General features: G+C 35.0%; 15 protein-coding genes and 2 pseudogenes. 1 reads left to right on the top strand and 16 read right to left on the bottom strand.

Going from position 1 to position 14,295, the window contains the following annotated elements; all coding sequences use genetic code 11:
- From Q428_RS12205 to cdaA, 13 genes and pseudogenes are all read right to left on the bottom strand, one after another.
- Positions 1-634 (bottom strand): YhbD family protein (locus Q428_RS12205; protein WP_035381356.1); only part of this gene is annotated, 634 nt, incomplete at its 3' end.
- Positions 635-650: 16 nt separating this feature from the next.
- Complete coding sequence (locus Q428_RS12200) at positions 651-1,397, bottom strand: polymer-forming cytoskeletal protein (protein ID WP_035381354.1); 747 nt, start codon at positions 1,395-1,397, stop codon at positions 651-653.
- A 186-nt stretch (positions 1,398-1,583) separates the two neighbouring features.
- Positions 1,584-2,117 carry a 2-oxoacid:acceptor oxidoreductase family protein gene (locus Q428_RS12195; RefSeq protein WP_035381352.1) on the bottom strand — a complete coding sequence of 178 codons (534 nt, stop codon included), beginning with the start codon at positions 2,115-2,117 and terminating at the stop codon, positions 1,584-1,586.
- A 1-nt stretch (position 2,118) separates the two neighbouring features.
- Positions 2,119-2,871: a thiamine pyrophosphate-dependent enzyme gene (locus Q428_RS12190; RefSeq protein ID WP_035381350.1), complete on the bottom strand. Its 753-nt coding sequence runs from the start codon at positions 2,869-2,871 to the stop codon at positions 2,119-2,121.
- Entirely contained in the window at positions 2,871-3,944 is a 1,074-nt protein-coding gene (locus Q428_RS12185) for a 3-methyl-2-oxobutanoate dehydrogenase subunit VorB (RefSeq protein ID WP_035381348.1), read from the bottom strand. Before Q428_RS12185 ends, Q428_RS12190 begins: the two co-directional genes overlap by 1 nt.
- A 20-nt stretch (positions 3,945-3,964) precedes the next feature.
- Positions 3,965-4,174, bottom strand: a complete 210-nt coding sequence (locus Q428_RS12180) for a 4Fe-4S binding protein (protein WP_035381346.1) — start codon at positions 4,172-4,174, stop codon at positions 3,965-3,967.
- A 77-nt stretch (positions 4,175-4,251) separates the two neighbouring features.
- Entirely contained in the window at positions 4,252-4,929 is a 678-nt protein-coding gene (locus Q428_RS12175; RefSeq protein ID WP_035381344.1) for a nucleotide-binding protein, read from the bottom strand.
- A 10-nt stretch (positions 4,930-4,939) separates the two neighbouring features.
- Positions 4,940-6,007 carry a butyrate kinase gene (gene buk, locus Q428_RS12170; RefSeq protein WP_035381342.1) on the bottom strand — a complete coding sequence of 356 codons (1,068 nt, stop codon included), beginning with the start codon at positions 6,005-6,007 and terminating at the stop codon, positions 4,940-4,942.
- Positions 6,008-6,103: 96 nt separating this feature from the next.
- Positions 6,104-7,009 (bottom strand): phosphate butyryltransferase, encoded by a 906-nt coding sequence (gene ptb / locus Q428_RS12165; protein WP_035381340.1) that lies wholly within the window; start codon positions 7,007-7,009, stop codon positions 6,104-6,106.
- Positions 7,010-7,012: 3 nt separating this feature from the next.
- The gene (buk, locus tag Q428_RS12160) at positions 7,013-8,089 is read right to left on the bottom strand and encodes a butyrate kinase (RefSeq protein WP_035381338.1); all 1,077 of its coding nucleotides are present in this window, start codon (positions 8,087-8,089) and stop codon (positions 7,013-7,015) included.
- Between the two features lie 176 nt (positions 8,090-8,265).
- Entirely contained in the window at positions 8,266-9,867 is a 1,602-nt protein-coding gene (locus tag Q428_RS12155) for an NAD(P)/FAD-dependent oxidoreductase (RefSeq protein ID WP_035381336.1), read from the bottom strand.
- A 12-nt stretch (positions 9,868-9,879) separates the two neighbouring features.
- Entirely contained in the window at positions 9,880-11,091 is a 1,212-nt protein-coding gene (locus Q428_RS12150) for a CdaR family protein (RefSeq protein WP_035381334.1), read from the bottom strand.
- A pseudogene (gene cdaA, locus Q428_RS12145) lies at positions 11,064-11,904 on the bottom strand (diadenylate cyclase CdaA). The gene Q428_RS12150 and the pseudogene cdaA overlap by 28 nt, the downstream one beginning before the upstream one ends.
- Positions 11,905-12,047: 143 nt before the next feature.
- Here cdaA and Q428_RS12140 point away from each other — a divergent pair.
- Positions 12,048-12,701 carry a BON domain-containing protein gene (locus tag Q428_RS12140; RefSeq protein WP_035381332.1) on the top strand — a complete coding sequence of 218 codons (654 nt, stop codon included), beginning with the start codon at positions 12,048-12,050 and terminating at the stop codon, positions 12,699-12,701.
- 141 nt (positions 12,702-12,842) lie between these two features.
- On the opposite strand, the gene Q428_RS12135 is transcribed toward Q428_RS12140, so the two are convergent.
- From Q428_RS12135 to Q428_RS12125, 3 genes and pseudogenes are all read right to left on the bottom strand, one after another.
- Positions 12,843-13,043, bottom strand: a complete 201-nt coding sequence (locus Q428_RS12135) for a group II intron maturase-specific domain-containing protein (protein WP_341349041.1) — start codon at positions 13,041-13,043, stop codon at positions 12,843-12,845.
- 277 nt (positions 13,044-13,320) lie between these two features.
- The gene (locus Q428_RS12130) at positions 13,321-13,620 is read right to left on the bottom strand and encodes a hypothetical protein (protein ID WP_035381330.1); all 300 of its coding nucleotides are present in this window, start codon (positions 13,618-13,620) and stop codon (positions 13,321-13,323) included.
- Between the two features lie 359 nt (positions 13,621-13,979).
- Positions 13,980-14,295 (bottom strand): annotated as a pseudogene (locus Q428_RS12125) (RHS repeat-associated core domain-containing protein); the annotation flags it as partial.

Genomic DNA, 14,295 nt, shown 5'->3' with positions numbered 1-14,295 from the left:
CCTTAATAGTTATCTTTGATTTCAATACCTCTATTATATCTGTTATGTTAACCCTTGCTGCCAGATTAGTTGTTTTATCAAAATATATTTCATTTGGCACTGCTGTCAAAATGCATATGCCTACACCAAACTTTCTTAAAAATATTGCCTGGCACTGTCTATCTTTGAATTTACTGTAATTTTCTTCAATACACTGAAGAATGACCTTCCCCTCATCAACACTTATTGAACCAGACTCCAAAAACTTCTCAAGTATAGAAATATTTAGTATTTTTTCGAAGGTAAAAACCTCTGTATCCTTATGAAGTGATTTATATATATCCAGACTCATTTGAGTAACAATCTTTTTTTGTAATAATTCTTCCTTTTTTAGTATTATGTTGGCAAGCTGAGGTGAAAACATATCTGCAATATCATCCAGGGAAAGATCCATATCATCCTTCATACTCTTTATTTTATCTATTCTTTCTAATATCTTATCCTTATCAAAAAAAGTTTCCTGTCCTGTAAAGGTTGATTTTTTTATAAACCAGTCCTCAGGTATAAGATTTTTTCGTTTCCATCTATAAAGCTGTCCATAGGAAATTCCTGTTAATTCCAGAAGCTCCTTTTTGGAAATAAGTTCTCCTGGCATTATAACTCCTCCTCATTTAGATGATTTGTTTTTTGTCATTTACTACTCCGTTATCTACAACATTACATTCTTCTTTGTATTCTACTAAGTCTATTTTGCAATCCCTTCCGATTGTTATCCTGTTTCCCCTGACTACTTTTGCAGTTGTTGCTTCCAGTTTTATGTCATCACCCTCTATAATTTCAACAACTAAGTTACAATCGTAACCAGCATTAAAAAAACTTTTAAATACCTTTCCCAAATCAAAACCAATAATTCTATTGTGTCCTTTAATGATTTCAATTTTTTCCCCACCAATTTCCTTTACTGAGGAATCACCAGATACCTTTATATATATCTCACCTGAATTTAACAGTCCTCCGATTTTAAATATTCCATCTGCTTCAAAAATTTCTGCTTCACAATCTCCTCCTATCTTTGCTGCTCCGCTAACTTTGATTTTTTCGCAATCAATATTACCAGTTACAGTTGACGCCCCTGATACATCAATATTTTCTGCTTTTACATTTCCTTTCACAGATGAAGCACCACTGGCGAAAATATCTCCAGCTGAGATATTGCCATGTATCTTTACAGCACCTGATAAAGTGGCCTTCTTTGCTTTTATGTTACCATTTACACTGGCAGCTCCGCTTGCTACAAATGTTTCACACTCTGTGTCACCATTAATTTTTCCAGCCCCACTTATACTAACCTTATCATAAACCCCTCCTGCTACTGAGCCTGCACCTGAAAGAATTAAATTGTTTTTTGTCTTTTCCATATAAATCCTCCCAATAATATCAATTACATAATTTTTTACAATTTTAGTGTAACATAACATTGTTACGTTGTAAATAATATTTTCCATTTTTGTAAATTGATACATATATTTAATGTAATAACTACACTTATATGTCCCTATATTTTTAAAAATACCCTCAAGGATTAAATCCTTGAGGTATTTTTGTTACTTTCTTGCGTATTCTGCACCTTTTTCAAGGGCTTTTTTATTTAATTCATAGAATTGTTCTTTTCCATGTGCCTTAAGAGCGTGTAATAAAGCTTCCATTGGAACAATTTTAGTTCTTTCAACTAGTGCTCCAAGGAGAACCATGTTAGCAATCTTCTTTGAACCAACTTCTTCTGCTGCTGTCTGAGCAGGTATTTTTATTATATCTATATCAGTTCTCTCTGGTTCTCTATTCACAAGGTCTGAATCGATAATTAAAAGTCCTCCTGGTACTACATGACTTTCAAATTTATCAAGTGAAGGTCTGTTCATAACAACAACTGTTGAAGCATCAACAACTAGTGGTGATCCTATTGGATCTTCATCTATTATAACTGAACAGTTTGAAGTTCCTCCACGCATCTCTGGACCATATGATGGGAACCATGACACATTTAATCCTTCGTCTAACCCTGCATAAGCAAGGAATTTTCCCATTGAAAGTATACCTTGACCACCAAATCCTGCGAAAATTATTTCTTGATGTGCCATGTTACTTCACCTCCCCAGTAGTTGCATCCTTTTTAACTCCAAGTGGGTAGTAAGGAATCATGTTTTCTCTTAACCACTTAAGTGCTTCAACAGGTGCTAATCCCCAGTTAGTTGGACATGTTGAAAGCACTTCAATTAACGTAAATCCAAGTCCTTGCATTTGGATTTCAAAGGCTTTCTTTATTGCCTTCTTAGCCTTTAATATATTTGGAACGCTGTCAACTGAAACTCTCTCAACATAAACTGCTCCATCAAGTGTTGAAATCATTTCAGCAACTCTTATTGGATGACCAGCTGTATTAACATCTCTTCCATATGGTGATGTTTCTGTAACCTGACCTGGAAGTGTAGTAGGTGCCATCTGTCCACCAGTCATACCATAGATACAGTTATTTACGAAGATAGTAGTTATTCTTTCACCTCTTGCAGCAGCATGAACGATTTCAGCTGTTCCTATAGCAGCAAGGTCTCCGTCTCCCTGATATGTAAATACTATACTATCAGGAATTGCTCTTTTTATTCCTGTTGCTACTGCTGGTGCTCTACCATGGGCTGCTTCATGCATGTCACATGAAAAATAGTCATATGCCAAAACTGAACATCCAACTGGTGCAACTCCTGTTGCTCTGTCTAAAACCCCAAGTTCTTCAAGTGATTCTGCAACTAATCTATGAATTACACCATGAGTACAACCTGGGCAGTAATGTGTAGGAACATCTAATAGTCCCTTTGTTCTTTCAAATATTACAGCCATTACTTTGCACCTCCTACAATTGCCTTTATCTTATTAGCAATCTCAGCTGGTGTTGGAACCATACCACCGCTTCTTCCATAGAAGTGTATTGGAGCTCTTCCGTTAACTGCTAGGGCAACGTCTTCTATCATTTGTCCTTCACTTAATTCAACTGAGATAAATCCGTGTTTAGTTTTTCCACACATTTCTTCAAATGCTTTTGATGGGAATGGCCATAGGGTAATTGGTCTGATTAAACCTACCTTTATACCTTCCTTTTCAAGCATCTTTACTGCATTTTTGCATATTCTTGAAGTTATACCGTATGCTGCTATTACAATGTCAACTTCACCTTCACAGTTGTACATTTCATATTTAACTTCATTATTTTCAATTTCTCTGTATTTTGCTTGAAGCTTTCTGTTATGTTCTTCAAGTTCTTCAGGCTTTAAGAATAAAGAATTTATAACATTGTGTTTTTCTCTCTTTCCTCTTAAACCTGTTGTAGCCCAATCCTTTGATGGAAGCTGTCTTCCTTGTCTTTCTTTAAATTCAACTGGTTCCATCATTTGCCCAAGCATACCATCTCCCATAACCATTACAGGAGTTCTATACATATCAGCTACATCAAATCCCTCCTGAACAAGGTCAACCATTTCCTGAACTGATGCTGGAGCAAAAACAACCATCTTATAGTCTCCATGTCCACATCCCTTTGTAGCTTGCAGATAGTCTGATTGTGCTGGTTGAATACCACCTAGTCCTGGACCTCCTCTAACAATGTTAATGATAACACATGGAAGCTCAGCACCAGCAATGTATGAAATACCTTCAGCCTTTAAGCTTATTCCTGGACTTGATGATGAAGTTAAAACTCTAACTCCTGAACCTGCAGCTCCATAAACCATGTTAATAGCTGCAACTTCACTTTCTGCCTGTAAAAATACTCTTCCTATTTTAGGCATTTTTCTTGCCATATAAGCAGCAACTTCTGTTTGAGGTGTTATTGGGTAACCAAAGAAGCATTGACATCCAGCATGAATAGCAGCTTCGCCTATAGCTTCGTTACCTTTCATTAAAATCTTTTCAGCCATTAAGCTAACCTCCCTATAATTTATTTTTCTACTGTTATTACTAAATCAGGACAAATTCTTGCACATGATGCGCAGCCAACACACTTTTTCATATTTTCTTCAGTTATAGCTGCAGGATGGTATCCCTTAGCATTAAGCTTTTCATCAAAACCTATAATTTTTACTGGGCATACTTCAAGACAAAGACCACAGCCTTTACATCTTTCTTCTCTGAATTTTGCTATTGCCATAAATCAACCCTCCTTAAAGGTTTATATATTATAGAATCTATTTTTTATAAAACTAGACTCTACTTTAGCTTTATAGTTTATTCAAGTTCCCTGTTCCAAGGTGGAAGCATAAAAATCTTAAGTGGAAGTATCTCTCCTTCAATATTGTCAGGGAGTTTACTAACTAAATCCTCTCTGACAACTGTGTATTTGATTGGAAGTCCTGTTTTTTCTGATACTTCCTTTAGAATTTTTTGTCCTTCTAAAATATGGTCTATTGTTGTTTCATATGATAGATTGGCATTATTTATTAAGTACTTCACCTTCAGTCTTGATGCTGTTTCTATTTCAGAGATAAACTCTAAAATACCTTCTGCATTCTTTGTAAAAGGTCTTGTTGTATTTACAACGAAATACATATCATAGTCCTCTTCTCTGAAAAATCTGTTATATTGACCTAAGGCTACAGCACCCTTATCATCTCCGCCAACATCCAAAACAACATCATATGATTTGTCGTTAAAGGCAACCATTGTATGGTGGGGAATAGTGCCTAATTCTGCATTTGCAAATTCCTTTGGTGTTGAAATCAGCCTTATTCCCTTTTCCTTCAGCAACGCTTCCTGATCCCTGGTACAAAAATAAGGATTAACTATATCAAGGTCTGCTATGAGAACCTTTTTACCCTGTTCTGCAAGTCTTAAGGCATAATTTAAAGAAATCTCCGTTTTACCGCTTCCAAAATGACCGGTAAAAACTCTAATTCTTGAATCCATTTTTTTCACCCTACTTATATTCCTTTGCAGTTTCTTCGCCCTTTAGTACTCTTAATCCACCTTCTGCAAGGGCTAGCATCTCATCTTCTCCTGGATATACTGTAATTGGTGCAATAAAGCTTACCCTTTCAGTTATCCAATCAACTAGCTCTTTACCATATGCTAGTCCTCCAGTTAAGATAATGGAATCAACTTTTCCTGAAAGAACTGCAGCACACATACCAATTTCCTTAGCTACTTGATATGCCATAGCCTTGTAAACCAGTTCAGCCTCTTTGTTGCCTTCATCCATCATTTTCTTAACTTCTCTACCATCATTAGTGTTTAAATAAGCAACAAATCCACCTTTACCTGTAATCATCTTCTTTATTTCATCTATAGTATATTTTCCTGAATAGCACATTTTTACAAGATCCCCAACTGGAAGACTTCCTGTTCTCTCTGGTGAGAATGGACCATCTCCATCAAGGGCGTTGTTTACATCCACTACCCTTCCATTTTTATGTGCTCCAACTGAGATTCCTCCACCCATATGAGCAACAATAAGATTTAAGTCTTCGTATTTAATTCCCTTTTCCTTTGCATATCTTTTAGCAACTGCTTTCTGGTTTAAAGCATGGAATATACTCTTTCTAGTTATTTCAGGCATACCTGAAACCCTTGCGATATCATCCATTTCATCAACAACTACTGGGTCCACTATATATGAAGGAAGATTTAATGATTTTGCAATTTCATAAGCTATTACACCGCCAAGATTTGAAGCATGTTGTCCTTGAACTCCAATCTTTAAATCTTCAAGCATAATATAATTAACTGCATAAGTACCGCCTTCTATTGATTTTAAAAGTCCACCTCTTCCCACAACAGCATTAAGAGTCTTTATATCAACTCCCTTATCTTCAACTGCCTTCAGGATTACATTTTTTCTGAAATCATATTGCTCAAATATAGTTTTATAAGGAGCAAGTTCTTCTGAAGAATGTCTTAAAGTCTCAACAAAAACTGGGGTCAAATCATCATAAACTGCTATTTTTGTTGATGTAGAACCTGGGTTGATAATCAGCATTCTAAACATTTTAGTTCCTCCTATTTCATATTGATAAATCTTTGACAATCTTTATAATGTTCATTATTTTCTGACACATTAACTTAAAATTTTGGGGCCTTGTGGCTATTTACAACCAGCAACAAGGCAAGCAAGTGCAATTGAGAATAGTTTGCTCTCTGGGCTGTCTGCTCTTGAAGTAAGAATAACTGGTGCGGCAGCTCCTGCTAATATCCCACCATTCTTTGCATTTGCAGCATAAGTTAAAGTTTTATACATAACATTACCTGTTTCAATATTTGGAACAAGTATGATATCTGCTTTTCCTGCAACTGGGCTCTTTATTCCTTTATGATGTGCAGCTTCTTCTGATAATGCATTATCAATAGCTAATGGTCCATCAACTATACATCCCTTTATCTGGCCTCTGTCGTTCATCTTTGATAATGCTGCAGCATCTAGAGTTGGCTGCATATCTGGATTAACAACTTCAACAGCTCCAACAACTGCAACCTTTGGAATTTCAAATCCTATTGCCTTTGCTACCTGAACTGCATTTTCAAGTATCTGCTTTTTAGTTGATAAATCAGGTGCTATGTTCATAGCTGCATCTGTAACTATAAGTATTCTGTCCAGGGCAGAAACTTCAAAAACAGCAACGTGTGATAATACCTTTCCTGTTCTTAAACCCTTTTCTTTATCTAAAACTGCCTTTAAGAATGTAGCAGTATCTATAAGTCCCTTCATAACCATATCTGCCTTACCTGTTGAAACAAGCTCAACTGCTTTTTTTGCAGCAAGGGCATTGTTTGGTTCATGGATTATTTCAAAATCATCAAGATTAAGTCCTACAACCTTTGCAGCTTCTTCTATTTTCTCTTTATCCCCAACTAGTACAGCATCAGCAAGTCCCTTTTCTTTTGCATCTTTTATCGCTTCAAGAACTGGTTCATCCTGTGCAACTGCAACAGCCACTTTTTTAATATTGCCACATTTAACTTTTTCTAAAACTTGTTCAAAGTTTTTAACCATTCTCTACACCTCTTCTTCGTAAATTTTTGCTGTTTCTTGATTATTTATAACCCTGTAAGCCCCCTCAGCCAGTGCCTGCATTTCATCTTCCCCTGGTATCAGCTCAACAGGACAAATAAACTCAACTCTTTGACTAATTTCTTGTGTCAATCTTTTAGAGTGTGCAAGACCACCTGTCAATATTATTTTATCCACTTTTCCAGAAAGTACAGCAGCACAAGCACCAATTTCCTTAGCAATTTGATATGCCATTGCTTTAAAAATTAAAGCTGCTTTTTCGTCACCTCTTTCAATCATTGCTTCTACTTCTCTTGCATCATTTGTTCCAAGGTAGCCAACCAGTCCAGCCTGACCAACCATTTTCTTTTTCAATTCTTTGTATGAATATTTTCCTGAAAAGGCAATATTAACTAAATCGCCTACTGGAACCCCTCCAGCTCTTTCTGGTGAAAAAGGCCCTCCCTCATTGGCATTATTTACATCTACAATTCTTCCTTTTTTCAGAGGTGCAACTGAAATTCCTCCACCTAGGTGGGCTACAATAAAATTACATTCTTCTAATTTTTTGTTCAACTTTTCAGCAGCTCTCCTTGAAACAGCCTTAATGTTAAGAGCATGAACAAGAGACCTCCTTGGAAGCTGTGGAAGCCCTGAATATCTTGCAATATCTTCAAACTCATCAACAGCGACTGGGTCTACAATAAAGGATCTGATACCTTCATTATCCCCTATTGCCTTTGCAATTATCCCTCCAAGATTTGATGCATGTTCACCCTGAACCCCTATCTTTAAATCCTCTATCATTGCATCAGTAACCATATATGTACCAGATGGCATTGGTTTTAATAAACCACCTCTACCAACTACTGCAGAAAGCTCACTGGTTCCATAGCCCTCTTCTTTTAACCAATTCAATATTGCATTCATTCTAAATTCATATTGATCAGTTATTTTGTCAAATTTTGATATTTCTTCAGCGCTATGACTTAGGTTCTTCTGTTTTATATTCTTTACTCCATCGAATACGGCAACCTTTGTGGATGTAGAACCAGGATTGATAACCAAAATATAGCGTCTCATAAATTTCCCCCTTATTAAATTTTCTTAATTTTATACCCCTGAAATTATTATAAAATTTTAACCCCTTTTATAGAAAAATGTTATACTTTTAATATTATTTTAATGTATAAAACATGATATTTGCAACATATATGTCATATATTTTAAAATTTAAATTTTTCGTCTCCATTTTTGTATTAAACTGGATGAAACTTTTTCATAATTTCCTCTGCAACCTTTATGCCATCAACTGCAGCTGACATTATTCCTCCTGCATATCCTGCCCCTTCACCAGCTGGATAAATTCCTTGTATGTGTGAATGTTCCATGTATTCATTTCTTTCAATTCTTACAGGAGATGACGTTCTTGTTTCAATCCCCGTAAGAATTGCATCTTTTCCTGCAAATCCTTTAATTTTCTTGTCGAAATCAAGAAGAGCTTCTTTCATAACTTCTACGACATAATTCGGAAGACAATTCTTTATTTCTGCAAAATTATATCCTCTTGTGTAAGTAGGTTCCACCCTGCCTAATTTTGTTGATATCCTGTCATTTAAAAAATCACCAACCAGCTGAACTGGAGCATAATAATTATTTCCTCCAGTTTTAAAGGCAAGTCTTTCATATTGTCTTTGAAATTCAAAACCTGCAAGAGGATGCTCACTTGCAAAGTCCTCCGTAGTTATTCCTACAACAAGTGCACTATTGGCATTTTTCTTATCTCTGGCATATTGGCTCATACCATTTGTAACAACCATTCCTTCTTCTGAAGATGCTGCCACCACTGTTCCACCAGGACACATACAGAAACTATAACATGGTCTATTAAGCCTTTTACTGTTATATGTAAGTTTGTAGTCTGCAGCCCGTAGCTTTGGGTGTTTAGAATATATTCCATATTGGTTATTGTCGATTAATTCTTGAATATGTTCAATTCTTGCACCAATAGCAAATGGCTTTTGATACATGTTTAATCCTCTATTAAATAGCATCTCAAATGTATCCCTTGCACTATGTCCTATTGCAAAAACTACCACATCACAAGGTACCTCATATTCCCCATTTACTATCACGCCAGTTATTCTATTATTTTTTAATAAAATATCACTTACCCTTGAATTAAATCTAACTTCTCCACCTAAGCGAATAATCTTTTCTCTGATGTTTTTTACAACATCCCTTAAAATATCAGTTCCAATATGGGGTTTAAATGAATACATTATTTCCTTTGGTGCTCCGGCTTTAACAAATTCCTCTAAAACTATATCAATTCGGTTGTCCTTAATTCTAGTTGTCAGTTTACCATCTGAAAAAGTTCCTGCTCCACCTTCTCCAAATTGTATATTACTGTTTAAGTCTAGTTGTCCATTTTTCCAGAAATTATTGATTTTATATGTTCTTTCTTCCACAGAACTTCCTCTCTCTAGAATCAGAGGTTTATACCCATTTTTCGCCATGACAAGACCGGCAAATAATCCTGCCGGTCCGCTTCCTACAATAATAGGTCTATTGGTTAACTTAACATTTCCATATTCAAATTTTTCTTGTTCTTTCTTTTCTTCATATTTAACATCATTACTGTTAGCCTTTTCTACTAATTTCTTTTCCTTATCGCATTCAAACTGAACATGGTAAATTAAATCTATTTTATTTTTTCTTCTTGCATCTATAGATTCTCTGACAATCCTATAATTTTGCATATCCTTAGGATTTATATTCAGCATCTTAGCAGCTAAAGTCTGTACCTTGCTTATGTCATCATCAATTGAAATCCTGATGTTATTTATTTTTATAGTCATCTCTTTCCTCCATCATTTCTTCGTAATCGTTACTGTAATTCTTTGTGGTGTATATGACGTTATTTGTGTGCCATCTGGCCCATATATTTTTACTGGTATAATGTGTACTCCCTCGGCAAAATCCTTTATGTCAACTACTGCTGATATGTTACTGCTATCAATGTCTTTAACAATACTTTCTGCACCCTCAATAGTCACACTAATAGTATTTGAAGAAAATACATAATTATAAGAGTCGTTTGCATTTAATATACTTACAGAAACATCTACTGTTTTAGATGTTTTATTTTCGATACCAAATTCTACCGAAATCCCTTTTATGTCCCCTGATATGTTTATATTGGGTGGTATGTTAAAAGGTAACTCCTGGGTTATATTTTCCTGAATATTTGATAAATCAAAGGGAACTGTCTCTATATATTTGATTTCGTTTAAGTATTTTAAATCTCCAACTATTGTAACTTTACTTATACTTGTATTCATATATTTTAAAACCTTACCTTCAGGTAATTTACCTGTCTTTTTAACAATTATGGGTACTTCCTTTGTTGGTTTTATTGACAGATAAACATCAGCCAGTGATGGTTCTATTTTTACATATTCAACAATTCTACCTTCTCTGTCTACTGGTTTTAAAGGTATTGAGGCTTTAACATCTGCTGAATTTTCAGTTACATCTATCCTTCCTACAGCAGCCTCTACAAAATTTATTTGTGTGGCAGGACCTGAAATAAGCACTTCAGTAGGTCTTAACACAGGCTGCATATATCCGTAACCTGATTTAGGAACACCAACTAAGTTTAATCTTATAGGCACTGACTTTCTTTCAAGCTTATCTAAGGTAACTTTAACATAGGAGGTTTCAATGTTTTGAACTATATCAACTCCTAAAGGCTTTCTTGTTACCCTTATAGGTATATTGTTCAGACCTTTTTTAAGGGCAACATCCATGTCTGCTTCAACTCTGAAATCCTCTACTCTGACATTCATAATATCCCTAGGTGCTCCTTTAACAGCCAGATTAATTGTAAGCTGCTGACCTGGATTTGCCAGAGCTAAATTAGATTCCTGAATGGCATTTTCATTAGCCAATATAACTGGAACATTTTCAACTATTGTATTTATTTCCTGATCTGTATCCTGTACAACGTAAATCCACATAAGAAAGGCTAATAATACTGATAGCACCATAACAGTTATTTCTTTTTTGTCTTTGTGAGCCATGCTTTCACCTTCTTAAACATACTGAAATCGTCCTCAAGATTATGCTCTAAAATTTTAGTTAAAACATTTGTAAGTTTTTCATAATTATAATTCCGGGTTAATTTTCCATTTATAGCTAAAGAAATTATTCCTGTTTCTTCTGAAACTACTACAGCTATAGCATCTGAATTTTCGGTTATTCCTATGGCAGCCCTGTGTCGGGTACCTAAATCTTTCTTAACCTCCTGTTCAGTCAATGGTAGAACACATGCCGCTGCTGCTATTCTGTCCCTTCTAATGATAACTCCACCATCATGAAGGGGAGTATTTTCAACAAATATATTTTCTAATAAAGCTGAGGATACTGCGGCATCTATTTTTATTCCACTGTGGGTAAAGTCATTTAAACCAGTTTCCTGTTCAAGTATTATCAGGGCTCCTGTTTTAGTATCAGATAAGTTAACAGCTGCCAATGAAATTTCTTCAACGACTTTCCTTATTTCCTCATCATTATCAAACATTCGTCTTGATAAAAATCTAGTTCTTCCAAGGTGTTCAAGAGCCTTTCTAAGTTCTGGCTGAAAGATTATTATAAGGGCAATCACTCCAACAGTAAGTGTGTTTTTAATAATCCAGTGAAGGGTAACTAGCCCAAATACTTGGCTTGCCTTCATAACTATACCAATAAAAATAAGACCTTTTATTAACTGTTCTGCTTGTCTGCCTTATCAAAATAAATATTTTGTATATTATGTAAGCCACTATGGCAATGTCTATTACGTTTTTATATGATATGTTTGTTATAATTCTCATTAAACTTGATAAGTCACCCATCCAATTCCACTCCCTGCATACTATTCAAATATAATTATATACCAAAACTTTCTGTCATAGTATAGCAAGATGATGAATTAAATATTAATTTATGGGAAAATTATCAATTAACAGGTTTATTTCTTTGATAAGGGGTTGATAACTTGGAACAAAATTATGATAAGATAATTGAACATAACATAAAGGCATATCTTGACCAGGAAATGCGTGAATCTGAACTTAATATTCAGGTCAGGTCTAAAGATGGTTATGTTACCCTTTCTGGTTTTGTTGATGTTCTTGCTGAAAAAAATGCAGCAGAGGAACTTGCTTTCAGAGTTGAGGGGGTTAAGAAAATTGAAAACTGCCTTACGATTTCAACAGATGGAACATTTACTGATAAAGAAGCTGAAGCTGAGGTTATCAGTAAATTTAAGGGAAATCCTGAACTTACACCAGTCAGTGTAAAGGTGAACAGAGGTGTTGCTGTTCTTGAAGGAAGGGTTCCAACACTTAGGGTTAAAAACCTTGCGATTCATCAAGCCAGTAAGGCTTTAGGGGTAAAGGATGTTGTTTCCCATATAACTATAGACTCACTTAATAAAATTGATGATGTAACAATAAACAACAACCTTTATCAGAAGTTTTCACAACATAACATGAAAGATAGTGATATTGTTGTTGATGTAAATAACGGAAGTGTTCTCCTTTCAGGATATGTTGATTCAATGCATCAAATGGAAGCTGCCCTAGAGATAGCTGAAGGCGTTGAAGGTGTGAGAAATGTTAAAAACAATCTTGAGATAAGAATCGAGTAGGAGCTGAATAATTATTTTATTCATCGTCCTCTCACACCACTGTGCTTACCCTTCGGTACACGGTGGTTCAATAGAAATTAATGTACAGATGAATAAATTCAGATATTGAAACCAAACCTATTTCTTTAAGGTATTTATTGGTTAGTGCTCTGGATAATATAGGGCTGTTGGATATTCTCCAATAGCCTTTCTTGTGTTTGAATATTCCCATGCCTTACTATTTTCAATTCCTAATTTTACAAGATTGTCATGTTTAGTTTTAATCTTCTTCCATTGTTTCCAAAAACACACTCGAATCCTTCGCCTTAACCATTTATCAAATGTTCTTAGAATGTTTTTCATAGTGATTTCCACTACCAAGCCCATAGCGAATTTTCACCGCTAAGATGTGGCCTATGCTGGGGCACCAGTAGAAAGAGGATATAACAACTAATATCCCCCTCTTTCCAAACTAGTATTGACCGTCCCTAACAATTATTGACCGTCCCTAACAATTACGAAAGTCCCTTTCATTCTACTTTGCGGACAAGCTGTCCATAACTGTTTATTTATTACGTTTTTGTAGTCACCCATGGATCCTAGTCCGGGAGGCTTCTGCCTGACTGGACTTGCTACCATGTTACTCTTTTCCGCCTCTTATTACCTTTAGATCTTCCTTAACTCCCATTATATCAACTTTTATATCAAAATCTTCTTCAGCTAAAACTTTCAGTCTATTTTCAATCTTAGCTAATTTATTGTCTATCTTCTCATGAGCAAATTGAGTGTTTTTCTCAAATTGAATAAGTAAATCAAGTTTCTCCCCATGTTTTTCCTTAATATATTTAACATCACTCTCAATATTCTCAAGTCTTTCATTAATTGGTCTTAATTCATCTCTTATTAACTCTCTAATAGCCTGTAAAATATCTTTTTCCATATTCTCACCATCCTAATAAAACCATCACTTTATAATATAAATAATTTACTTATAAAAAATTACTTTACGTAACCATATATTGATATTTACATTTTATCAGATTATTATTCTTTATTCCACCTAGAGTCTTTGGCTTTTATTTCTAATATTAGATATTATACTGCTTTTAAATTAAATTAATAACTAAAACTTCGCACATAAAAACTGCTCTGCGATCCTAGAAAATTCAATATTCGGTAATAATATAATTGCATTTAAGCACACAAACCAAGCCTTCCTCTCAACACTTTTGCCAAGGTAGATAAAAATCAATGGGGACATATACTTAGTGTTTCCACATATACTATACGTCCCTAATATTACGTCCCTAATATTACCTGAGTTCCTATACCATATAATAATCCTATTATATCACCCTGAGCATTTCTTATATAGTAGTACTCTACTCCGTTTAACTTCATGGCTATAAGATTATCGCTGCTGTCGTAGGAGTAGTAGATTGTGTCGGTTCCATTTGATTCAAAGGTTACCTTATCCCCAACAAGATGATATTTTGTTGTTACTGTTCCTACTGTTTTTTCTGTCCTAATTCCCTCAGAATTGTATTTGAAGGAAACATTTATTCCGTTTCCTGAGATGCCAGCTAATTGGCGTCCCATTTCCCAGGTGTAGGTA

This window comes from Fervidicella metallireducens AeB (assembly GCF_000601455.1).
Lineage (GTDB): Bacteria > Bacillota > Clostridia > Clostridiales > Caloramatoraceae > Fervidicella > Fervidicella metallireducens.
Note: the sequence above shows the minus strand (reverse complement) of the source record. Positions and strands in the feature narration are given on the sequence as shown.